Source organism: Glycomyces sambucus (assembly GCF_900102815.1).
GTDB classification, from domain to species: Bacteria; Actinomycetota; Actinomycetes; order Mycobacteriales; family Micromonosporaceae; genus Glycomyces; species Glycomyces sambucus.
Window position 1 is genome coordinate 107281 of record NZ_FNGF01000008.1, and the last position, 21791, is coordinate 129071.

A 21791-nucleotide genomic window follows, 5' to 3' on the forward strand; every position below is an offset into this window, starting at 1 on the left:
TGCTGTGTCAGACGAAGTCGTATCGGGCCGATGCCTCAGATGTCCAAGAAGCGGACGTCCTTGGCGTTCTCCTGGATGAAGCGGCGGCGGCTCTCCACGTCCTCACCCATCAGGACGCTGAAGAGCTCGTCCGCGGTTGCCGCGTCGTCGAGCTGAACCTGGAGGAGGTTGCGCTGCGAGGGGTCCATGGTCGTCTCCCACAGCTCGGTGTAGTTCATCTCACCGAGGCCCTTGTAGCGCTGGACGCCGTCCGAGCGGCGCGGATCGGCCTTGCCGGAGGCGACGCCGGCCTCGATCACCCGGTCGCGCTCGGCGTCCGAGTAGGCGTAGTCGACGAGGTCGCCCTTCTTGTTCCACTTGATCTTGTACAGCGGCGGCTGGCTCATGTACACGTGGCCGAGCTCGATGAGCGGGCGCATGAACCGGAACAGGAGCGTCAGCAGCAGCGTGTTGATGTGGTGGCCGTCGACGTCGGCGTCCGACATCAGGATGACCTTGTGGTAGCGGAGCTTCTCGGCGTCGAACTCCTCGTGGATGCCGGTGCCCAGGGCGGTGATCATGCCCTGGACCTCGTTGTTCTTGAGGATCTTGTCGAGGCGGGCCTTCTCCACGTTGAGGATCTTGCCGCGGATGGGCATGATCGCCTGGGTGCGCGGGTTGCGGCCCTGCTTGGCGGAGCCGCCGGCCGAGTCGCCCTCGACGACGAAGATCTCGCACTCCTCGGGGTTCGTCGACTGGCAGTCGGCGAGCTTGCCCGGCATCGAGGAGGTCTCCAGGAGGCTCTTGCGGCGCGCGAGCTTGCGGGCCTGCTGCGCCGCCTTGCGGGCGTTCGCCGCGCTCGACGCCTTCTGGACGATGATCCGCGCTTCCTTGGGGTGGCGGTCGAGCCAGTCGGGCAGCCACTCGTTGCAGACGCGCTGCACGAAGCCCTTGATCTCGGTGTTGCCGAGCTTGGTCTTGGTCTGGCCCTCGAACTGCGGCTCGCGCAGCTTCACGGAGATGATCGCGGCCAGGCCCTCGCGGATGTCCTCGCCGGAGAGGCGGTCCTTCTCGGACTTGATGATCTTCTTGTCGAGGCCGTACTTGTTCACCGCGTTGGTGAGCGCGGAGCGGAAGCCCTCTTCGTGGGTGCCGCCCTCGTGGGTGTTGATCGTGTTCGCGAACGTGTAGACCGACTCGCCGTACGACTCGTTCCACTGCATCGCGATCTCGACGGTGTGGAACTCCTTCTCGTCCTCGGCCGTGAACTGCACCACGGTGGGGTGGACGGCGTTCTTGGAGGCGTTCAGGTGGCGCACGAAGTCGGCGATGCCCTCGTCGTACTGGAACCGCACCTCCCGGATCTTGCCCTCGTCGTCGAGGTGCTCGGGGCGCTCGTCGCGGAGGGTGATGGCGAGTCCCTTGTTGAGAAACGCCATCTCCTGGATGCGGCGGTAGATCGTCTTGTAGTCGAACTCGAGGGTCTCGAAGATGTCGCCGTCGGGCCAGAAGCTGACGACCGTGCCGGTCTCGTCGGTCGGCTCGCCCTTCTCGAGGGGGCCGGGCTGGGCGTGCTTGTAGTCCTGGCGCCAGTTGAAGCCGTCGCGCTTGATCTCGACGGTGACGCGCGTCGAGAGCGCGTTCACGACCGAGACGCCGACGCCGTGCAGACCGCCGGAGACGGCGTAGGTCTGGGAGTCGAACTTGCCGCCGGCGTGCAGGACGGTGAGGGCGACCTCGACACCGGGCTTCTTCAGCTTGGGGTGGAGGTCAACGGGGAAGCCGCGGCCGTCGTCGCGCACGCTCACGCCGCCGTCGTCGGTGAGGGTCACCAGGATGTCCGTGGCGTATCCCGCCATCGCCTCGTCGACCGCGTTGTCGACGACCTCCTGGATGAGGTGGTGCAGGCCGCGCTCGCCGGTCGAGCCGATGTACATGCCCGGGCGCTTCCTGACGGCCTCGAGCCCTTCGAGGACCTGCAGCGAACTGGCGCTGTACTCGTCCTGCTGCTTCGCCGCCACCGGCAACTCCTTCTGTCGTTCACGCATCGTAGTGAGAAAGCTAGTCCATGGTTGTGACACTTTTCAGCCGTCTGGCCTCGGCCCTGCCGGATTGTCTGGTCCGGGTGGGAGGGCGCGGGCACCGCCGCGGCGGGTCAGCCATGGAGACGGCCGGACGCTGGGAGCGCCGGCCGGTCCGCATCCGTCAAGTCTACTGCGACTCGGCCTGCGACCGGGTGTCTGTGCGCCTCGTTGTCGTCACAGTCGCACTGGGAGCCGCGGACATGAACCCCCCTACGGACCTAGGGGTGTCCGGCTTCAGAACGTGTCACGAGAGCCATTAAACCGCACCCGCCTGGGGCCGAAGGAGCGAGTCGGCTGCCTCGGGCCGACGATCTTCAGGCGCTTGACCACGCTCGGGCCCAGGGCCGCGGCGAGCTTGCCGTGGATCTGGCGCGAGAACAGGCGCAGCTGCGTCGCCCACGCGGTGGACTCCGCGACGACGAGGAGCTCGCCGTTCTCCAGCTGCTCGGGGCGGCAGTGGCTGGCGATGTCGGCGCCGACGATCGCCTCCCAGCGGCCGAACACCGAGGCGTCGGCCACCTTGCGGGTCCAGCCGTTCTTGCGGACGATCTGCGGCAGGAGCGCGCCGAGGGTCTCGGGGTCGCGCTTGTCGGGTCCGGGGCCGGACCACTCCTTGCGGAAGCGCGGGTCGTCGGACTTGCCGCGCCGCCGCGGGCGCGGCCGGTAGTCGAAGCCGCCGCTGCTGCTAGAGGACACGTTTGACCTCGCCTTCCCACACGTCGTAGCGGGCGCCGGTGAGCCGGTCGGGCACGTCGCCGGCCACCGCGCAGGTGATGAGCGTCTGCGGGGCGGCCTCGGCGTACTCGGCCAGGCGCTCGCGGCGCGTGGCGTCGAGCTCGGCGAACACGTCGTCGAGGATGAGGATCGGGGCGGTGCCGTCGGCGCGCAGGAGCTCGAACGCGCCGAGGCGGAGCGCGAGCGCGACCGACCAGGTCTCGCCGTGGGAGGCGTAGCCCTTGACCGGGAGGGTCCCCAGGACCAGGTCGAGGTCGTCGCGGTGGGGGCCGACGAGGGTCGAGCCGCGCTCGACCTCCTTGGCGCGGGCGCCCGCGAGCGCGGCGGCGAGGCGCGCTTCGAGCACCTCCTGGTCGGCGGTGAGGCCGTCGCCGAGCTCGGACTCGTAGGTGAGCGCCACCTCGGCGCGGCCGTCGGCGATGCGCGAGTGCGCCTTCGCGACGGGTTCGGCGAGGTCGTCGAGGAGCGCGAGGCGCCCGGCCATGAGCTCGGCGCCGTGGGCGGCCAGGTGGGCGTCCCACGCGTCGAGGGTGGCCATCTCGGCGCCGCCGGGGCCGCGGCCGCCGGTCTTCTTCGCGAGGTACGCGGTGCGCAGGAGGGTGTTGCGCTGCTTGAGGACCCGCTCGTAGTCGGCGCGGACGCCGGCGAAGCGCGGGTACCGGGAGCACAGGAGCTCGTCGAGGTAGCGGCGCCGGGCGGACGGCTCGCCGCGCACGAGCGCGAGGTCCTCGGGGGCGAACGCGATGGCCTTGAGGGCACCGATGAGTTCGCGGGGGCGCTTCAGGTCGGTGCGGTTGAGCCGGGCCTTGTTCGACTTGCCGGGGACGATCGCCAGCTCGGCGAGGAGGCGCCGGGACTCGTGGACGATCTCGGCCCGGACCACGGCCTGCTCGCAGCCCTGGCGGACCAGGGGCGCGTCGGCGGAGACGCGGTGGGAGCGGAGGTTCGCCAGGTAGACCAGGGCCTCGACCAGGTTGGTCTTCCCGTGTCCGTTGGGGCCCACCAGGATCGAGGGCCCCTCGTCGAACATGACTTGGGCGTGCGCGTAGGACCTGAAGTCCGTCAATTGCAGCTGTCGTACACGCACGCCTCTATGATGCCGTCTCGATTATTCCGACTCCACGTGGTGTCGAGACTTCGTCCCGACACCAGCCGCTTCGCGGCGCGTGCCCGCCACTGCGCTACTCGGATTTGACGGCGTGGCCGCCGAACTGGTTCCGCAGCGCCGCGACGGCCTTCATCGCCGGGGAGTCCTCCTGGCGGGAGGTGAAGCGGGCGAACAGGGACTCGGTGATCGCCGGGAGCGGGACGCGCAGGCGGATGCCCTCGTCCACGGTCCACCGGCCCTCGCCGGAGTCCTCCACGTAGCCCTTGACGTGGTCGAGCTTCGGGTCCGCCGAGAGCGCCCGGTCCATGAGGTCGAGCAGCCACGAGCGGATGACGGTGCCCTCGCGCCAGGACTTGAAGACCTCGGGCACGTTGTCGACGTACTCGCTGGCCTCCAGGAGCTCGTAGCCCTCGGCGTACGCCTGCATCATGGCGTACTCGATGCCGTTGTGCACCATCTTCGCGTAGTGGCCCGCGCCGACCCCGCCCGCGTGCACGAATCCGTGCTCGCCCTCGGGCTTGAGCGCGTCGAAGACCGGCTGGAGCCGGGCCACGTCGGCCTCGGCGCCGCCGACCATGAGCGCGTAGCCCTCGGTCAGGCCCCACACGCCGCCGGAGACGCCCGCGTCGACGTAGCCGATGCCGTGGGCCGCGAGGGCCTCGGCGTTGACCGCGTCCTCGGTGAACCGCGAGTTGCCGCCGTCGACGACGATGTCGCCCTCCGACAGGAGCCCGGCCAGTTCGGCCACGGTGGACCGGGTGGCCTCGCCCGCGGGGACCATGACCCACACGGCCCGCGGGGCGTCGAGCGCGCCGACCAGCTCCGCGAGGGAGCCGACGTCGGCGACCTCCGGGTTGCGGTCGTAGCCGACGACCTGGTGTCCAGCCTTTTCGAGCCGCAACTTCATGTTGCCGCCCATCTTGCCGAGCCCGATCATGCCGAGTTGCATGTCGCGCCCCCTTTCAAACACGAAAGCGTTCCGCGGTGTTCGCGCCAGGGTCGTTCACGTCGTTGTGCGGTCAGGCGTCCCAACGCAATGGTTGCAGCATGTACAGGTACACGTCGTGGTTTGTGTCGGAATCCTCATCTTCGGGCGCGGGCTGCCCGGTCATCACGACCGGCTTGCCGAGCTCGTTCATCTTGAACGCGGTGTAGGGCGCGTCCACGGCCGACAGGCCGTCGAGGAGGTACGTCGGGTTGAACGCGATCTTGCCGGGCTCGCCGTCCAGCGAGCAGTCCATCGCCTCCGACGCCTTCGCGTCCTCGGCGCCGCCGGCCTCGACCACGAGCCCGTCCTCGTCGAACGAGAGGCGGATCGGCGAGTTCCGGTCGCCCACGAGCGCGACGCGGCGCGCCACCTCGATGAGCTCCGAGGTCTTCACCTTCAGCGTCGTCGCGTACGACGTCGCCAGCAGGCTGCGCAGCGGCGGCAGCTGGCCGTCGAGGACCCGCGAGGTCGTCTGGCGCCCGCCCGCGGTGAAGCCGATCATCCCGGGGGCGCCCTCGCCGCCGGCGGGGACCGCGATCGTCACCGGGCCCGAGAGCGAGCCGAACGTGCGCGCGGTGTCCGCGAGCGCCTTGGCCGGCACCAGGACCGTCACGGCCACGTCGGAGGCGCCGGGCTCCCAGGAGGAGTCGCGGATGGCCATCCGGTAGCGGTCGGTCGCCAGCATCCCGATGCCGCCGCCCGACAGCTCCACCTGGACGCCGGTCATCGTCGGCAGGGTCTCGTCCTTACCTGCGGCGACCGCGGTCTGCGCCACGGCCTTCGCGAACTCCTCGGCGTCGATGGTCCCGATCGCCTCGGGCATCTGCGGCAGCGAGGGGTAGTCCTCCAGGGGCATGGTCGGCAGGGTGAACCGCGCCGACCCGCAGGTGAGCTCGGCGTGGGGGCCGTCGACCACGAAGTCGACCGGCTTGTTCGGGAGGGCCTTGACGATCTCGGCGAGGAGCTTGCCCGAGACCAGCGCGGTCCCGGCCGACTCGCCGGTGACCTCCACGGTGACCCGGGTGGAGATCTCGTAGTCGAAACCGGAGATGGTCAGCGTGCCGTCGTCCACCGACAGGCGCGCGCCCGCGAGGACGGGCACCGACGGGCGGGCCGGGAGGCTCTTCGCGGTCCAGGACACCGCGTCGGCGAACGTGTCGCGTTCGACTTGGAACTTCATGGGTCGCTCCTTCTGGATGAAGCTCGGTTATTCACAGCGCTAGTACTAATGGTTTCTCTATAGATATAACTGTCGTCGTAGTAGTCGGTGCTGTGGAAACTGTGGAAAACCCGTCTTTTCGCAGCTCTTTCGGGGTCCGGGCCTGTGGACGGCCTGTGGAGAACCTGTGGATGAATCAGGAGCTTATCCACAGCCTCCGACACCCGCCGAGTTTTCCACATCTCGTCCACAGGTCTGTCCACAGCTTTTCCACAGGTTATGCACAGGGTTCTCCACAGCCTCAACGCGAAACAGAATCGCGCTGCCGCCTGTTTTCCACACACTGTCCACAGGTTGTCCACAGAATCCGGGGCTTATCCACAGCTTTTCCACAACCTTTTCCACAACCCGCTCAATCGTCCTGGTGTTTCAAACGGTTCGTCAATTCCGCGATCTGGTTGTAGAGCGCCCGCCGCTCCGCCATCTGCTTCCGGATCTTCTTGTTCGCATGCATGACCGTCGTGTGGTCGCGACCGCCGAACGCCTGCCCGATCCGCGGCAGCGACATGTCCGTCAGCTCCCGGCACAGGTACATCGCGACCTGCCGGGCGTTCACCAGCACCCGCGAGCGCGAGTTCCCCTTCAGGTCCGCCGACGCCACCCCGAAGTAGTCCGCCGTCGCCTGCATGATCTGGTCCACCGTCACCTCGGCCGTGTTGCCGCCCTCGGGGATGAAGTCGTGCAGCACCTCCTCGGCCAGGCCCAGGTCCACCGGCTTCTTGTTCAGGCTCGCGTACGCCGTCACCCGGATCAGCGCGCCCTCCAGCTCCCGGATCGAGTGGTGGATCTGCGTCGCGATGAACTCCACCGCGTCCGTGGGCACGTTCAGCTCGTCCTGCACGGCCTTCTTGCGCAGGATCGCGATCCGCGTCTCCAGGTCCGGCGGCTGGATGTCCGCCAGCAGCCCCCACTCGAAGCGGGTCCGCAGCCGGTCCTCCAGCGTCTGGAGCTGCTTCGGCGAGCGGTCCGAGGAGATCACCAGCTGCTTGTTCGCGTTGTGCAGCGCGTTGAAGGTGTGGAAGAACTCCTCCTGCGTGCGCTCGCGGTCCATGAGGAACTGGATGTCGTCGATCAGGAGGATGTCCACGTCCCGGTAGCGGCGCTGGAACGCCTGCTGGCGCCGGTCCGACAGCGAGTTGATGAAGTCGTTCGTGAACTCCTCCGTGGTCACGTACCGCACCGAGTGGGCCGTGCCCAGGTCGTGCGCGTAGTGCCCCACGGCGTGCAGCAGGTGGGTCTTGCCCAGCCCGGAGCCGCCGTAGATGAAGAGCGGGTTGTACGCCTTCGCCGGGGCCTCCGCGACCGCGAACGCCGCCGCGTGCGCGAAGCGGTTCGAGGAGCCGATGACGAACGTGTCGAAGTTGTAGCGCGGATTGAGCCGGCCGACCCCGTCCACGCCCTTCGCCGGCGTCGCCTGGTGGGCCTTCGTGATGTGCCCGCGCCGCTCCGGATCCGGGTCGTCCGAGGGCGGCGGCGCCACCGCCGGACCGCCGCCGTTGTCCTTGTGCCCGTCCGCGCGCCGCGCCGCCGTCTCCGACAGGACCCGCTCGAGCTCCGCGCCGTCGACCGGCGGCGGCTCCGGGGCCTGCTCCTCCCAGCGGGGCGCCTCGGCCTGCGCCGGACGCACCGGCTGGTGCGGGATCGACGCCGCACGCTCCGGCTCGGGCTCCGGCGCGCGCTCGGCCGGCCGCGCCTCCGGGGCCTCCCCGGGACGGAACGCCGCCGTGTCGAACAGGCTCGGCGGATTCTGCGCCGGGACGGGACCCCGCGGCTGCTGCGGCGGCTCCTCGGCCGGCGCGGCGGGCTGCTCGAAGTTCGGCCGCTCGAACACGATCGTCGCGTCGCCCGGCTGCGCTTCCGACACCGGGACCGACGTCCCGTTCACCGGCGCCTCCGGAGCCGGCGCCGCCTCGGCCTGCTTCTCCTGCAAGGTCACCGCGATCTGCGTCGGCTGGCCCAGATGCCGGGAGAGGGCCTCGCTGATCGGGACGCGGAGCTTCGACTCGAACGCCGACCGGGCGAACTTGTCCGGAGCCGCGACGATGAACGTGCCCGGCATCGACAGCACGGGCTGCGACAGCCGCATCCACGCCGCCTGCTGACGGGTGAGCGAGGACGCCTCAGCCAGCTCGGCGCTCACCGCCGACCAGACTGCCGACAGATCTCGGTCGGTCACGTTCGCCATCCCTTTGTGCTCGTCTTCTGTCCCCGAACGGTCGGTTTCGCGAAGTTCGGGGGCCGCTACCGGTAGGCTCCGATGCAGGCGTTCCGCACTGCCGCACCCGGTTCCCCCGGTGCCGCCCGCAGCGCGTTCCAGCAAGTTTTCCACAGGTTATCCACAGGTCTTCAGCTGCCCTGTGCACATGCGCCGCTTGTGACAATGTTTCCTGAATCACGGTCATGACCTGGTATTTCGCGCCACGCCCGGAACGATGCCGTTCCAGTGCCGCGAAAGTCGCCCGCAATCCGCGCGAAGTTATCCACAGGCTGCTCGCACCGGTCGCGCAAGCCCTGGAGACGGCCGCAGGAAGGCGCCCCGACCGCTCCCGGAAGGACGGTCGCGGCACTCGAGCCCGGCCCGCGGGCCCCGCACCCGCGCTGGCGACCGCGCCGGTGCGGCGAGTAACATGAGGTGGTTGCCCGTCGACCCAGAGGGGCATGCCACACCCGCCGTCCGCGGCTGGGGCCGCCGATGAAAGCCCTGCTAGGCTGTTCTCCGCGTCCCCGTAGCCCCGATCCGGGGCTGGGCCCCGAGAGGGCCTGGCGCAGTGGCAATTTGATTCGTAATGGGAGACATCCGTCGTGAGCAAGCGCACCTACCAGCCGAACAACCGCCGTCGCAAGCGCACCCACGGCTTCCGGCTGCGCATGCGCACCCGTGCCGGCCGCGCCATCGTGAACGCGCGCCGCAACAAGGGTCGCAAGCAGCTGACCGTCTGAGCGCTTGCCTCCGGACCCCTGCGCGAGGCGGGCGAAGGCCCGCCCGCGGGGGCTCCCGATGAGGACGTGATCCAGGTGCTACCAGCCGACGCGCGAATCCGCAGCAGCCGGGACTTCGGCGCCGCGCTCAAACGCGGCAGCCGCGCCGCCCGGGGTGGCGTCGTCGTGCACTGGGCACCTGAGCGCACAGCAGCACACAGCGAGACCACACCGCCCGAAGCCGATGCGAACCGCACGGCGCGGGCGGGTTTTGTCGTCTCCAAGGCCGTTGGCAACGCCGTCGTCCGCAACAAGGTGAAGCGCCGCCTCCGCCACGCCGCCGCGGCCGAGCTGCCGCACTGGCCGGCCGGGACCGACGTCGTCGTCCGGGCCACCCCGAAGGCCGCCCAGCGCGACTTCGACGAACTGCACCGGGACCTGACCGAGGCCGTCAAGGCGGCCCGCGACCCCAAGCCCGCCCGCGAGCAGCGGAGCCGGCGATGACGGTCCCCGCAGCGGGACCGGCGCCCTTCGGACGCGTGCGCCCGGTGTCCGAGACCGCCGATCCCCCCGCGGGGAGCGAGCACGCTTTCGGCGGTTCGCCTTCGGCGCCCCACGCTTGTTCGCCTTCGGCGAAACCTGTTGAACGAGAGGCGAGGTCCGCCCTGGTCCGGGTGGTCGGTGCTCCCGTCGTCGCGTACCGTCGTTGGATAAGCCCGGCCCTTCCGGCCCGCTGCCGCTTCTACCCCAGTTGCAGCGCATATACCCTTGAGGCGCTGTCCGAGCACGGCGCCGTACGTGGCATATGGTTGAGCCTGCGAAGGCTGGGACGGTGCCACCCCTTTCATCCGGGGGGTTTCGACCCCGTGCCCCCTCGGCACCGATGAGCACGTGATGAATTCGAAGAGCGAGATGACTGGAGTCCGCAAGTGATGGAGTGGGCCTACGACGGCGTGTCCTGGGTGCTGCTGCGGTGGCACGACCTCTGGTCGAACGTCTTCGGCGGAGACGACAACGGCTTCCTCCAGACGGACTGGGCGTGGGTCCTCGCCATCGTCGGCGTCGTGATCACCCTCCGCGTCATCCTCTTCCCGCTGTTCGTCAAGCAGATCCAGTCGCAGCGCGCGATGCAGAAGCTCGCCCCCGAGATCAAGGCGCTCCAGGAGCGCTACAAGGGCGACCGCGAGACGCTCCAGAAAGAGATGATGGAGCTGTATCGGAAGGAGAAGGCCAACCCGCTCATGGGCTGCCTTCCCATCCTGATCCAGATGCCCGTCTTCCTGGCGCTGTTCCACGTGCTCCGCCGCCCCGACCCCGACCAGACGCTGAACACCGACCTGTACGGCTGGAGCGGCCTCGCCGCCGGCGCGGGCTCGGACTGGAACACCTACGTCCACGCGAAGCTGTTCGGCGCCCCGTTCTGGAGCACCTTCCTCACCCCCGCGAGCCAGCTCGAAGCGGTCGGCTCCTCCTCGGTCACCGTCAAGCTCGTCGCCGGCGTCCTCGGCGCGGCGATGATCCTCACGACCTTCCTGACCACCCGTCAGATGATCCTCAAGACCGGCTGGAACGAGGACCCGAACCAGCGCATGATCCAGAAGGTGATGCTCTACGGCATCCCCGTCATCATGATCTTCTCCGCGGGCGCGTTCCCGATCGGCGTGGTCATCTACTGGACCATCAACAACCTGTTCTCGCTGGGGCAGCAGCAGTACGTGCTCCACAAGTACCCGCCGCCCGCGCAGAACAACGCGAACGCGAAGCCGCCGAAGCCCGGCTCGAAGGCCCACGAGAAGATGCTCGAAGAGCAGCGCGAGGCCGAGCAGCGCCGCAAGGACCTGGCCCCCAAGCCGGGCAAGCGGCCGAAGCAGACCCCTTCCGCCACCCCGAAGCCCGACCCGGAGCCGGGAGTGAACGGCAGTGCCGTCAACGGCGCCAACGGGTCCGGCCAGACCAAGGGCGGCCCGGGCGCGGGCAAGAACCTCTCACGGGCCGAGCGCATCGCGCGGGCCAAGAAGGTCAGCGGCGCGCAGCAGGCCTCCAAGAAGAAAAAAGGCTAGGGGGAGGATCCGGGGCGGCGCAGGCGCCTCCGGATCAGCCACAATGGTGCAAACTAGGCTTATAACGAGCGATAGGACGAGTTGGCAATTATGGGAGCAACGGTGCGGGAGGACGAGGTGGCCTCCGAAGACGACCTCTTTGAGCAGAGCGAAGTGGCGGCCGACTACATGGAAGGCCTGCTGGACATCCTCGACCTCGACGGGGACATCGACGAACTCGTCGTCGGCGACCGCCCCCAGGTCGAGATCGTCGGGGAGGACCTCGGCGGCCTCGTCGGCCCCAAGGGCCAGACCCTCGAAGCCCTCCAGGAGCTGTGCCGCCTCGCGGTGTACCGCAAGACCGGTGACCACTCGCGCCTGATGCTCGACATCGGGGGCTACCGCGCCGGGCGCCGCAAGAAGCTCGCCGAGCTGGCCGAGAAGACCGCCAAGCGGGTCATCGAGACCGCGAGCGTCGTCAAGCTGGACCCGATGAGCGCCTTCGAGCGGAAGTGCGTCCACGACGTCATCAACGCCACCGACGGCGTGCAGAGCGAGTCCGAGGGCGCCGAGCCGCGCCGCCGGGTCGTCGTGAAGCCGGCGGAGTAGCGATCGAATGAGCGAAGAGCCGGAAGGCTCCGAAACCGCCGAGGCCAATGTTTCACGTGAAACATTGGCCTCTGTGTTCGGGGCAGACGACGAGCGGATCGCCCTCGCCGAAGGGTACGTCGGCCTCCTGTCGACCATCGGGATCGAGCGCGGCCTCATCGGGCCGCGGGAGGTGCCGCGGTTGTGGGGCCGGCACGTGCTCGGCAGCGCGGTGGTCGAGGAGCTGATCCCTCAGGACTCCGACGTGATCGACGTCGGGTCCGGCGGCGGCCTCCCGGGCATCCCGCTGGCGATCGCCCGGCCGGACATCTGGGTGACCCTCGTGGAGCCCATGCAGCGACGGGTGACCTTCCTCGAAGAGGTCATCGAGACGCTCGGCCTCACCAACGTGGAGGTCGTCCGGGCCCGCGCCGACGAGGTCGCCCCGCGGGGCAAGGCCGACATCGTGGTGTCGCGTGCCGTGGCGCCCTTGGGAAAGCTCGCGGGCTGGTGCCTGCCGCTGGTCCGGGTCGCCGGCGTGATGCTGGCGATCAAGGGGCAGAGTGCGGAGGAGGAGATCAAGCGCGACGCGAACTCGATCCGGGCCCTCGGCGGGTCGAAGGCGTCGATCCTCCAGTGCGGGCAGTACAAGCTGAGCGAGCCCGTGTTCACCGTCCCCGTAACGGTTGTGGAGATCGAGCGGGTGCACTAGCCGACCGCACCAAGGCGACTGCAAAATTCACGTCGTCAGAACCCAAGTGCTGCAACAAGTGCCGCGATGCCGACCGCATCGCGGCACTTTGCATTCGGCGATGTGCGCCGGGTTCGGATAACCTATGCCGAGTAAGTTACTCCGAGCAGGGCGATGTTTCACGTGAAACATTCGGCCCGTAGTCTGTGGCGGTGAACGTGCGCGACCCCCTTCCCTCCGAAGATCGTGAACACAGCTCCCTTGGCGGCGATACACCGGCCGAACGGCGTATCCGGAACCTCCTCGATGCGGCCGTGAGCGAGGAGGCGCCCCCCTCCCGCCGCTACCGCTATCGAGAAACCTCCCCCGAATCGGGTGGCGCAGCCCCGGCCTACGGGCAGACTGGGTCAGAATCGGTTGCGAGCCAGTCCGGCGCGAACGCCGGTACGTCTCAAGGCAGCGGGGAACGGGGGGACGGGATGGCGAAGACATCGCGCGGCAGGGCCGGTCGGCACTTGGCGCCCGAAGAGGCGCAGGCGAACAACGGGCGGAAGGCCGCCACGAAATCGGTGCCGCAGCAGCCGGTGTCGATCGAGAAGAACTCGCCGCTCGACGACGACCTCCCGCTGGCGCGCGAAGCCCAGCGCGCGGTCCGCGTCCTCAACCCCACCGGCTCCGTGACGATGCCCCGGCCCACCCGCCGCCGCGTCTTCGCCGTGGCCAACCAGAAGGGCGGCGTCGGCAAGACCACGAGCACGGTGAACCTGGCGGTCGCGTTGGCACTGCACGGAAACCGTGTCATGGTGGTCGACCTCGACCCGCAGGGGAACGCCTCCACCGGTCTCGGTGTCGAACACGGCGCCGGCACCCCGAGCGTCTACGAAGCACTCGTCGAGGGCATGTCGCTCGACGAGATCGCGACCCCGGTCGACGGCATCCCCTCGCTCTACTGCATCCCGGCGACGATCGACCTCGCCGGTGCGGAGGTCGAGCTCGTCAACGTGGTCGCCCGTGAAGGGCGCCTGGAGAAGAGCATCGAGACCTTCAGCGGGGAGCTCGACTACATCTTCATCGACTGCCCGCCGTCGCTCGGCCTCCTCACCGTGAACGCGCTCGTCGCCGCGGAAGAGGTGCTGATCCCGATCCAGTGCGAGTACTACGCGCTCGAAGGGCTCGGCCAGCTGCTGCGGAACATCGAGCTCATCAAGGCGCATCTCAATGCGCGCCTGCGGGTCTCGACCATTCTGCTCACCATGTACGACAAGCGGACCAAGCTCGCCGACCAGGTGGAGCAGGAGGTGCGCGGGCACTTCAGCGAGATCGTCCTCGACGCGGTGGTCCCGCGGAGCGTCCGCGTGTCCGAGGCCCCTGGGTACGGGCAGTCGATCATGACGTACGACCCCGGCTCGCGGGGTGCGACGAGCTATTTCGAAGCGGCTGAGGAGATCGCCCTGCGGGGCGCGAAACTCTCCCGGCGCGGGAAGAACCAGAAGGGCGGGAACTAGTCGATGGCTGCGGCGAAGCGCGGAGGGCTCGGTCGCGGACTGGGCGCGCTCATCCCGACCGGTCTGGCCGAGAGCACGACGACGGAGGCCGACGAGGCCCCCGCGCCGGTGGCGGCACCCCGTCAGGCGGCACGGGTCGAGCGGGCTCCGGAACGGACGATCGAGCGCGATGTTTCACGTGAAACATCCACCGTCGAGCCCGAGCCGGTTCCCGATGTTTCACGTGAAACATCGGCGGGCCCGGACCTCGTGCCGGTCCCCGGGGCGAGCTTCCAGCTGATCCCGATCCCCGACATCGGCACCAACCCGAAGCAGCCGCGGCAGTTCTTCGACGACGACCATCTGCTCGAACTCCAGACCTCCCTCACCGAGGTCGGCATGCTCCAGCCGATCGCCGTGCGCGAGCGCACCGCGGACGAGCCCCGCGAGGACGGCGCCCGCTTCGAACTCGTCATGGGGGAGCGGCGTCTGCGCGCGGCCACCGCCCTCGGCTGGGAGACCGTCCCGGCGATCGTGCGCCGCACCGCCGACGAGGAGATGCTCCGCGAGGCGCTGCTGGAGAACATCCACCGGGTCCAGCTGAACCCCCTCGAAGAGGGCGCGGCCTACGCGCAGCTCCTCGAAGAGTTCAACGTGACCCAGGAGGAGCTGTCGAAGAAGATCGGCCGCAGCCGCCCGCAGATCTCCAACATGATCCGCCTCCTCGGCCTGCCGCCGACGGTCCAGACGAAGGTCGCCGCCGGCGTCCTCACCGCGGGCCACGCCCGCGCCCTGCTCGGCCTCGACAGCGCCGACTCGCAGGAGCACATCGCCGAGCGGATCATCAGCGAAGGCCTGTCGGTGCGCAGCACTGAAGAGCTGGTGACGGCCAACCGCCTGGAGGAGAAGCCGGAGCTCGACGAGCCCCGCCCGCGCGACTCGCGCGCCGCGAAGGACCGCATCAAGGCCCCCGGTCTGGAGGAGCTGAAAGAGCGCCTGTCGGACCACTTCGAGACGCAGGTGTCGATCTCCTGGGGTCGCAAGAAGGGCAAGATCGTCATCGACTTCGGCTCGCTCTCGGACCTCGATCGCATCGTCGAGCAAATCGGCATCGAATAGCACTGGCGAGCGGATCGGCATCGAAACGCACTGCCGAGCAGGTCGGCATCGAGTAACGCCGAGCGGAGCGCCGTCAGGTGGCCCGCTGTTGCAGACAACGAAGGGGCGGGATGTTTCACGTGAAACATCCCGCCCCTTGTTCAATCCCGGTTGCGGCTAGGAGAGTTCCCGCCACATGATGATGTCGTCCCGGTAGTCGTCATCGGCCATGCGCACGGCGCGCGGCAGACGGCCGACCTCAGTGAATCCGTGTCGGCGATAGAAGGCGTCGGCACCGGTGCCCGAGCGGACCTTGAGGCTGAGCGCCTCCAGCTTCAGCTCTTCGCGGGCCACATGGTCGACGGCCGCCAGCAGCTTGCCCCCCAGACCGCCGCCCTGCCGGGCGGGGTCGACCTGGACGTGGCGCATGGTCCGCCACCCGTGTCGCGGCGGGCTGTCGTTTGATGCGAGAACACACCAAGCGACAATGGCGGCTCCTTCCTTTAGAGCGACCAGCGTGTCAGTCCGGTCGATCACTCGCGCGAGAATGGAGACGGTGTGAGGGCGGACCTCGTCGATGTTGACCGGCGGGACGAACCCGACGGAACCGCCGGCGTTCGTCACTCTCACCCAGAGATGGCTGAGTTCGTCAACGAGCGCGGCGGTGACCGGCGGGTCCACCAGGACGGCGATCTCGCCCGAATCGGGCGTCGCCTCCGGCGTGGAACTATCAGTCACTGTTGCTTGCACGCCTTCCAGCTTGCCCTATGGACCGGCCCTCCGGACAGGGGCTTCCCGCCATATGGGCGCACGTCACTTGTGCCCGTGAAACGCGTTGTCCGCCACTGATTCGCCTGGTTCGCGGACTATGATCGCTCCACTGTCGGGAGTCCGGAAGGCGTCCTCCGTGTTAACCCAGTTGAAATCTGCCAAAAGGTGGATTCCGGTGGTTTCCCCTCTCGCCCCCATGAGGTATTTTTCGATGGTGGCAGCTGCGAGTACCCCCGGCCCGAATTCGAAGCCCGACTTGACGAACACCCGGCACCCGAACCAGCACCCGCGCGGTGTCCGGCCGAACCTGCCCGCCTTCGTCGGCTGGCCCGCCTTCCCGTTCGAAGGCGAACTCCGCATCAAGCCGCTCCAGGAACCGGTGGACGCGGAGCCGCCGCGCCGCGGCGACCGGCAGGAGCAGTGCGCGGCCTGCCATACGCCGGACTCGGTGTACCTGTGGTCGAACGAACGCTGGCGCCTGAAGAGCCCGCCGGCCCCGAGCGGCCTCCCGGTGGTGGTGATCCTGGAGCCGCGGGCGCACCTCGACCTCGGTGACCTCTCGACGATGCACGCCGCGGAACTCGGCGTCCTCACCGTGCGCCTGGAACGGGCGATCCGCTCCCTGGAGTCGGTGGCCCAGGTCCACGTGAACCGCTGGGGCGACGGCACCGCGCATCTCCAGCAGTGGTTCCTGGCCCGCCCCCACGGCTACCTCCAACTGCGGGGCCCGTTCATGACCATGTGGGACGAGATCCTCCCGCCGGTCGAGGAGCACGAGTGGCAGATGAACCTCGAGTACATCGCCGCCTGGCTCAGCGACGACTGACCTGAATGATCCGCCCCCGATCGGGTGAGGCGACAGGCCGGGTTTCTGTCGCACCCCCGCGATATTTTTGATACCAGGGGTCCCTTAAGGGGACATTTCGGGAATATCCGCCTTCATGTTCTGGCCCAACGCTACTGCCTGCTGAATCGCGGTACGGGACCCTCCGGCCGGTGCCCTTCGATGAGCGTCGACAGGTCGGGGACGACGCTCGGTCGGGGACGATGCCCGGCCGGGGCCGTGCCCGGCCCGTTGCGGCGGGGAACGACTCAGGGCGCCGATGTTTCACGTGAAACATCGGCGCCCTTCGTGTTGCTCAGTTGCCCTGCTGCTCCGGTGCGGATCAGGTGCGGGCGAGGGCCTGGCGGACCATCGTCGCCAGCACCTCGCCGAAATCGAGCCCGGCGGCCTCGATCGCCATGGGCAGCAGCGAGGTCTCGGTGGTCCCGGGGGCGACGTTCGCCTCCAGGACCTGGATGCCGCCGGCGTCGTCCACGATCAGGTCGACCCGCGACATGTCGCCGAGTCCGAGCGTCCGGTGGACCTCCAGTGCCAGTTCGGCCGTACGGGCCGCCACGGGCTCGCTGAGGGCCGCGGGGACCGTCCAGCGGGTCGCGCCGGGGTTGTACCGGGCCGCGTAGTCGTAGTCCCCGTGGAGCGGCGCGATCTCGACCGGCGGCAGGGCCACCGGGCCGTCGCCGAGGTCGATCACGCCGACCGCGATGTCGCGCCCCTCGACGAACGACTCGATGAGCGCCGTGTCGCTGTAGGAGAAGCAGCCCATCATTGCCGACGGGAAGTCGTCCTCCTTGTGCACCGCGTGCACGCCGAGGCCCGACCCGCCCGAGTTCGGCTTGACGACCAGCGGCAGGCCCATCTTCGCGGCGATCCGGTCGAGGAGCTTGCGCGCCCCGAAGTCCGAGAACGCCTGGCGCGGCATCGACGTCCAGTCCGGCGTGGGGATCCCGGCGGTCCGGAGCAGGTCCTTGGCCGCGATCTTGTTCCACGCCCGGCGTGCGCCAGTGGAGCCGGTGCCGACGATCGGGAGCCCGAGCAGTTCGAGCACCGCCTGGAGCGAGCCGTCCTCGCCCGGCTGGCCGTGCACGAGCGGCAGGACCACGTCGGGCGGGAACTCCTGGAGGGCCGGCAGCAGCTCCCCGTCGAGGTCCCGCGTGTAGCAGGCGAAGCCGAGCCGCTGGAGCGCGTCGGCCGCGCGGCGGCCGGACTTCAGCGAGACCTCGTGCTCGTACGACATGCCCCCGGCGAGGATGAGCACCCGGATGTCCGCGGCTGCGGCGCCCTCCTTCATGCCCCGCCCTCCGCGAACGTGTCGCGCAGTTCGATGTCGCTCGCGACGACGCCCGCCAGGCGGCGGACCCCCTCGCGGATGACCTCGGCGGTCTGGGTCGAGAAGTTCAAGCGCATCTCCCTGCGGCCGTTGCCGTCGGCGTAGAAACCGGTGCCCGGGACGTACGCCACCCGCTCCTGGAGCGCGCGGGGGAGCATCGCCTTGGAGTCGAGCCCGTCCGGCAGTGTGGCCCAGATGAACAGGCCGCCGCCGGGGACGGTCCAGGTCATCCCGTCGGGCATGTAGTCGCCGAGCGCCGCCAGGAGCGCGTCCCGGCGGTCCCGGTAGAGCGTGTTGAAGACCTTGACCTGCTGGCGCCACTCCATCTCCGTGAGGAAGCGGAGCGTGGCCTCCTGCGTGAGCCCGGACGGGCACAGGATCGACGCCTCGATCGCCAGGAGCAGCTTGTCGCGCACCGCGGGCGGGGCCAGGACCCAGCCGAGGCGCAGGCCCGCGGCGAAGATCTTGGAGACCGTCCCGAGGTAGATGACACCCCGCTCGGCGCGGGCGCGCAGCGGCGCGGGCGGCGTGCCGTCGAAGCTGATCATCGAGTACGGGTCGTCCTCGATGATGAGGAGCCCGTGCCGCTCGGCGATCGCGAGGATCTCCTCGCGCCGCTCCTCGGTCAGCGTGACGCCGGCCGGGTTCTGGTAGGTCGGGATCGTGTACAGGAACTTGGCCCGGCGGCCCTCGCGCGCGATCGCGGCGAGCCCTTCCTCCAGGCCGGCGGGGATGAGGCCCTCGTCGTCCATGGGGAGGTGCCGGACGTCGGCCTGCGCGGCCTGGAACGCGCCGAGCGCGCCGACGTAGGTGGGCCCTTCGGCGAGCACGATGTCGCCGGGGTCGAGGAAGGTGCGGGCGAGCAGGTCGAGTCCCTGCTGCGCGCCGGTGGTGAGGACGAGGTCGTCGGCCGAGGCGCGGATGCCCGACAGCTCCAGGACCCCGCACAGCGCCTCGCGCAGCGCGACGCTGCCCTGGCCGGGGCAGTAGCCGAGCGCTTCGGCGCCGACCTGGGAGAGGAGGCGGGTGAACATCTCGCCGAGTTCGTCCATGGGGAGCGCGGCCGTGTACGGGTTCCCTCCGGCGAGGGAGACGACCTCCGGTCGCGATGCGACCGAGAACAGTGCGCGGATCTCCGACTGTGCCATCCCGTGAACCCGGGATGCGTAGCGACCGGTGTAATCGTCGAGTGTTGTACCGGACACGCGGAGACCTCCTCTGATGGTCCTCGTCGCCCGCGAGCGGTGGTCGCGGGTCGCGCTCTGCGTTTCGGGCCCCGGCGCGCGGGGTCCTGTCGGCCAGCCTACGGCCCCTGCCGTCGAGCGGTCGGCGAGCGCCGCCGTTCGCGCACAGTGATCGAACCACTCTACTAGCACAGGGGCCGCAGGCCGCGCGTGTTTTCCGTCATGTGGACCCCTCATCCGCGTAGGCTGGACGGGTGCATCGGCGCATGGTCAACCTCACACTCGACTCCTTGGACGAGGTTCCGAGGCGGTGCCGCGCCTGCGTGTTCTGGGAGCTGTCGCCCCTGTGCGCCGAGGCGGCGCGGGACGTCGGCGAGCCCGCCATCGAGAAGGAGGCGTGGCTGTCGCACACGCTCCTGGAGTGGGGCGGGTGCGGCCGGATCGCCTACGAGGGCGAGGCGGTGGCCGGTTTCGTCACCTACGCCTCCCCGAAGTTCGTGCCCCGCTCGATGGAGTTCCCGTCGGGGCCGGTCTCTCCCGATGCGGCCCTGCTGATGACGGCCTATGTGAGCCCGGCGTTCGCGGGGACGGGCCTGGGGCGCCAGCTGGTGCAGACCGTCGCGGCGGACGTGGCGCGGCGGGGGATCTACGCGCTGGAGACCTTCGGCGACGCCCGCGGCGAGGCCGGGGCGTGCCTGGTGCCGGCGGACTTCTACCGCTCGGTGGGGTTCAAGACGGTCCGCTTCGACCCGCGGTACCCGCGGCTGCGTCTGGAGCTGCGCTCGGCGATCGACCGGAGCGTGGAGGCCGAGGAGGCCATGGAGCCGAGCGATTCGGTGGAGTGGTTCAAGCTCGACGACGTCGAGCTGGAGCAGTTCTTCGGCGAGCCGACCACGAGCCGCTCCCGCATCGACCGCCCGGGGACCCAGCGCGACGGCGACGTCTTCGACTGAATCCGCGGGCCCCGGCCGCTCGCCCTGCTCGCTGGCCCTGGCTCCCGACCGGCGGCTGATCGTGATCGTCGGCCCTGGCTGCCGACCTCGGCCGCCGACCCGGTCCGCTGGCCGCCCACTGGGCCGCATCGCAACATCTGTAGGACGCTGACCTGCGGTGATGAAACATGAAAGCGGATATTCCCGAAATGTCCCCTTAAGGGACCCCTGGTATCAAAAATATCGCGGGGGTACGACAAGAAGCGGGGGACGAAGCAGCTGGCTCCGTCCCCCGATCGACTAGTGAGTACTCGTCTCGTTCCCTACTGGCCCAGGAACTTGCGGATGGCCGCCTTGGGCTGGGCGCCGATGAGCTGCTGCGCCGGCTCGCCGTCCTTGAACAGGATCATGGTCGGCACGCTCATCACGCCGTACTTGCGGGTGATCTCCGGGTTCGCGTCGGTGTCGAGCTTGCGGATCTCGATCGAGTCGATCTCGGTCGCGAGCTCTTCGAGGACCGGCGCGACCTTCTTGCAGGGCCCGCACCACTCGGCCCAGAAGTCGACGAGCACGGGCTTGTCGGCTTCCAGCACCTCGGCCTGGAACTGCTCGTCGTTGACGGCTTTGATGGCGCCCATGGGCATCCTCCTGTGTGTGTGAAGAAGGGGAAGTCGGTTATGCCGCGACCGCGGCGTCCTCGAGTGCGGCGATGTAGCGCTCGGCGTCGAGCGCGGCGGCGCAGCCGGTGCCGGCGGCCGTGACCGCCTGCTGGTACGTGTGGTCGACGAGGTCGCCCGCGGCGAACACGCCCTCCAGGTTGGTCTTCGTCGACGGCGCGGCCACTTTCACGTAGCCGGACTCGTCGAGCTCGACCTGGCCCTTGAACAGCTCCGAGCGCGGGTCGTGGCCGATCGCGATGAACAGGCCCGTCGCCGCGAGGTTCCGGGTCTCGCCGGTCACGGTGTCGACCAGGTCGACGCTGGCGACCTTGCCGCCGTCGGCGTTGATCTTCTCGACCGCGGAGTTCCAGGCGACCTCGATCTTCGGGTTCGCCAGCGCGCGCTCGGCCATGATCTTGGAGGCGCGGAACTCGTCGCGGCGGTGCACGATGGTGACCTTGGAGGCGAACTTGGTGAGGAACGTGGCCTCCTCCATCGCCGAGTCGCCGCCGCCGACCACCGCGATGTTCTGGTCGCGGAAGAAGAACCCGTCGCAGGTGGCGCAGGCGGAGACGCCGCGGCCCATGAGCTCGTTCTCGCCGGGGACGTTCAGCGGGCGGTACGCCGAGCCCGTGGCGAGGATGACGGCCTTCGCGTGGTGCTCCTCGTCGCCGACCCACACCTTCTTGACCTCGCCCGTGAGGTCGACGCGGGTGACGTCGTCGGAGACGAGCTCGGCGCCGAAGCGCTCGGCCTGCTTGCGCCACTGGTCCATGAGCTCGGGGCCCATGATGCCCTCGGGGAAGCCGGGGAAGTTCTCGACCTCGGTGGTCTGCATGAGCGCGCCGCCGAACTGGAAGCCCTCGAACACCAGCGGGCGCATGTTCGCGCGCGCGGTGTACAGCGCGGCCGTGTATCCGGCCGGGCCCGAGCCGATGATGATGACGTCGCGGATTTCGCTCACCGGGTTCGCTCCTGTGGTGGTTCGGCGCTCCAGGGACGGCTCCCCTGGTGCTGACTGCTACAACGCCATCCTATTGACCCGAAATTCCAGGGGGCGGCGCCGTGGCGGCCTTGTGACAGGCGCGTTTCCCGATCGTGGGGAAGCTCACCACGGCGTTCGCAGAGAGCACAGCGCGGAA

Annotated in this window: 21 protein-coding genes; 10 read left to right on the forward strand and 11 right to left on the reverse strand. The window is 69.2% G+C overall.

Features of this window, described 5'->3' with window-relative positions; translation table 11 throughout:
• Positions 1 to 35: 35 nt before the first annotated feature.
• From gyrB to dnaA, 6 genes are all read right to left on the reverse strand, one after another.
• The gene (gyrB, locus tag BLS99_RS22330) at positions 36 to 2000 is read right to left on the reverse strand and encodes a DNA topoisomerase (ATP-hydrolyzing) subunit B (RefSeq protein WP_091053942.1); all 1965 of its coding nucleotides are present in this window, start codon (positions 1998 to 2000) and stop codon (positions 36 to 38) included.
• Positions 2001 to 2297: 297 nt separating this feature from the next.
• Entirely contained in the window at positions 2298 to 2759 is a 462-nt protein-coding gene (locus BLS99_RS22335; protein WP_091053943.1) for a DciA family protein, read from the reverse strand.
• Complete coding sequence (recF, locus tag BLS99_RS22340; RefSeq protein WP_425432631.1) at positions 2749 to 3828, reverse strand: DNA replication/repair protein RecF; 1080 nt, start codon at positions 3826 to 3828, stop codon at positions 2749 to 2751. Before recF ends, BLS99_RS22335 begins: the two co-directional genes overlap by 11 nt.
• A 151-nt stretch (positions 3829 to 3979) precedes the next feature.
• A complete protein-coding gene (gene gnd / locus BLS99_RS22345) occupies positions 3980 to 4876 on the reverse strand; it encodes a phosphogluconate dehydrogenase (NAD(+)-dependent, decarboxylating) (RefSeq protein ID WP_483866693.1) in 897 nt (298 codons plus the stop codon).
• A 49-nt stretch (positions 4877 to 4925) separates the two neighbouring features.
• Entirely contained in the window at positions 4926 to 6074 is a 1149-nt protein-coding gene (gene dnaN, locus BLS99_RS22350; protein WP_091053946.1) for a DNA polymerase III subunit beta, read from the reverse strand.
• Between the two features lie 391 nt (positions 6075 to 6465).
• On the reverse strand, positions 6466 to 8298 hold the full coding sequence (gene dnaA, locus BLS99_RS22355; protein ID WP_143034911.1) for a chromosomal replication initiator protein DnaA: 1833 nt from the start codon (positions 8296 to 8298) through the stop codon (positions 6466 to 6468).
• Positions 8299 to 8915: 617 nt separating this feature from the next.
• Between dnaA and rpmH the strand changes: the two genes are divergently transcribed.
• The 8 genes from rpmH (at position 8916) to BLS99_RS22395 (ending at position 14953) form a co-directional block, all read left to right on the forward strand.
• Positions 8916 to 9053, forward strand: a complete 138-nt coding sequence (rpmH, locus tag BLS99_RS22360; RefSeq protein ID WP_091053947.1) for a 50S ribosomal protein L34 — start codon at positions 8916 to 8918, stop codon at positions 9051 to 9053.
• 75 nt (positions 9054 to 9128) lie between these two features.
• Positions 9129 to 9536, forward strand: a complete 408-nt coding sequence (gene rnpA, locus BLS99_RS22365; RefSeq protein ID WP_091054095.1) for a ribonuclease P protein component — start codon at positions 9129 to 9131, stop codon at positions 9534 to 9536.
• A 161-nt stretch (positions 9537 to 9697) separates the two neighbouring features.
• Positions 9698 to 9919: a membrane protein insertion efficiency factor YidD gene (yidD, locus tag BLS99_RS27705; protein ID WP_342761293.1), complete on the forward strand. Its 222-nt coding sequence runs from the start codon at positions 9698 to 9700 to the stop codon at positions 9917 to 9919.
• Between the two features lie 45 nt (positions 9920 to 9964).
• A complete protein-coding gene (gene yidC / locus BLS99_RS22375; protein WP_176953484.1) occupies positions 9965 to 11092 on the forward strand; it encodes a membrane protein insertase YidC in 1128 nt (375 codons plus the stop codon).
• 90 nt (positions 11093 to 11182) lie between these two features.
• Complete coding sequence (locus BLS99_RS22380) at positions 11183 to 11680, forward strand: Jag family protein (protein WP_091053950.1); 498 nt, start codon at positions 11183 to 11185, stop codon at positions 11678 to 11680.
• Positions 11681 to 11753: 73 nt separating this feature from the next.
• On the forward strand, positions 11754 to 12371 hold the full coding sequence (gene rsmG, locus BLS99_RS22385) for a 16S rRNA (guanine(527)-N(7))-methyltransferase RsmG (protein ID WP_245712375.1): 618 nt from the start codon (positions 11754 to 11756) through the stop codon (positions 12369 to 12371).
• A 458-nt stretch (positions 12372 to 12829) separates the two neighbouring features.
• A complete protein-coding gene (locus BLS99_RS22390) occupies positions 12830 to 13855 on the forward strand; it encodes an AAA family ATPase (RefSeq protein ID WP_091053952.1) in 1026 nt (341 codons plus the stop codon).
• A gap of 3 nt (positions 13856 to 13858) precedes the next feature.
• Positions 13859 to 14953 (forward strand): ParB/RepB/Spo0J family partition protein, encoded by a 1095-nt coding sequence (locus BLS99_RS22395; protein ID WP_091053953.1) that lies wholly within the window; start codon positions 13859 to 13861, stop codon positions 14951 to 14953.
• Between the two features lie 156 nt (positions 14954 to 15109).
• Here the strand turns inward: BLS99_RS22395 and BLS99_RS22400 are convergent, their stop codons facing one another.
• A complete protein-coding gene (locus BLS99_RS22400; protein WP_218126797.1) occupies positions 15110 to 15682 on the reverse strand; it encodes a GNAT family N-acetyltransferase in 573 nt (190 codons plus the stop codon).
• A gap of 277 nt (positions 15683 to 15959) precedes the next feature.
• Here BLS99_RS22400 and BLS99_RS22405 point away from each other — a divergent pair, with 277 nt between their 5' ends.
• Complete coding sequence (locus BLS99_RS22405; protein ID WP_091053955.1) at positions 15960 to 16529, forward strand: hypothetical protein; 570 nt, start codon at positions 15960 to 15962, stop codon at positions 16527 to 16529.
• Positions 16530 to 16869: 340 nt separating this feature from the next.
• Here BLS99_RS22405 and BLS99_RS22410 read toward each other — a convergent pair whose 3' ends face one another.
• Positions 16870 to 17835 (reverse strand): D-alanine--D-alanine ligase family protein, encoded by a 966-nt coding sequence (locus BLS99_RS22410; RefSeq protein WP_091053956.1) that lies wholly within the window; start codon positions 17833 to 17835, stop codon positions 16870 to 16872.
• The gene (locus BLS99_RS22415) at positions 17832 to 19079 is read right to left on the reverse strand and encodes an aminotransferase-like domain-containing protein (RefSeq protein ID WP_091053957.1); all 1248 of its coding nucleotides are present in this window, start codon (positions 19077 to 19079) and stop codon (positions 17832 to 17834) included. The genes BLS99_RS22410 and BLS99_RS22415 overlap by 4 nt, the downstream gene beginning before the upstream one ends.
• A gap of 233 nt (positions 19080 to 19312) precedes the next feature.
• Here BLS99_RS22415 and BLS99_RS22420 point away from each other — a divergent pair, with 233 nt between their 5' ends.
• Positions 19313 to 20011: a GNAT family N-acetyltransferase gene (locus BLS99_RS22420; protein WP_091053958.1), complete on the forward strand. Its 699-nt coding sequence runs from the start codon at positions 19313 to 19315 to the stop codon at positions 20009 to 20011.
• 302 nt (positions 20012 to 20313) lie between these two features.
• On the opposite strand, the gene trxA is transcribed toward BLS99_RS22420, so the two are convergent.
• Both trxA and trxB read right to left on the reverse strand, forming a co-directional pair.
• Positions 20314 to 20628, reverse strand: coding sequence for a thioredoxin (gene trxA / locus BLS99_RS22425; protein ID WP_091053959.1), 315 nt, complete (start codon positions 20626 to 20628; stop codon positions 20314 to 20316).
• 37 nt (positions 20629 to 20665) lie between these two features.
• A complete protein-coding gene (gene trxB, locus BLS99_RS22430; protein WP_091053960.1) occupies positions 20666 to 21613 on the reverse strand; it encodes a thioredoxin-disulfide reductase in 948 nt (315 codons plus the stop codon).
• Positions 21614 to 21791 lie beyond the last annotated feature (178 nt).

Coding starts and splice junctions, on each gene's coding strand:
- recF (WP_425432631.1), bottom strand. CDS start 3,828: ATGTTCGACGAGGGGCCCTCGATCCTGGTGGGCCCCAACGGACACGGG.
- dnaN (WP_091053946.1), bottom strand. CDS start 6,074: ATGAAGTTCCAAGTCGAACGCGACACGTTCGCCGACGCGGTGTCCTGG.
- dnaA (WP_143034911.1), bottom strand. CDS start 8,298: ATGGCGAACGTGACCGACCGAGATCTGTCGGCAGTCTGGTCGGCGGTG.
- yidC (WP_176953484.1), top strand. CDS start 9,965: ATGGAGTGGGCCTACGACGGCGTGTCCTGGGTGCTGCTGCGGTGGCAC.
- BLS99_RS22380 (WP_091053950.1), top strand. CDS start 11,183: ATGGGAGCAACGGTGCGGGAGGACGAGGTGGCCTCCGAAGACGACCTC.
- BLS99_RS22390 (WP_091053952.1), top strand. CDS start 12,830: ATGGCGAAGACATCGCGCGGCAGGGCCGGTCGGCACTTGGCGCCCGAA.
- BLS99_RS22395 (WP_091053953.1), top strand. CDS start 13,859: ATGGCTGCGGCGAAGCGCGGAGGGCTCGGTCGCGGACTGGGCGCGCTC.
- BLS99_RS22410 (WP_091053956.1), bottom strand. CDS start 17,835: ATGAAGGAGGGCGCCGCAGCCGCGGACATCCGGGTGCTCATCCTCGCC.
- trxA (WP_091053959.1), bottom strand. CDS start 20,628: ATGGGCGCCATCAAAGCCGTCAACGACGAGCAGTTCCAGGCCGAGGTG.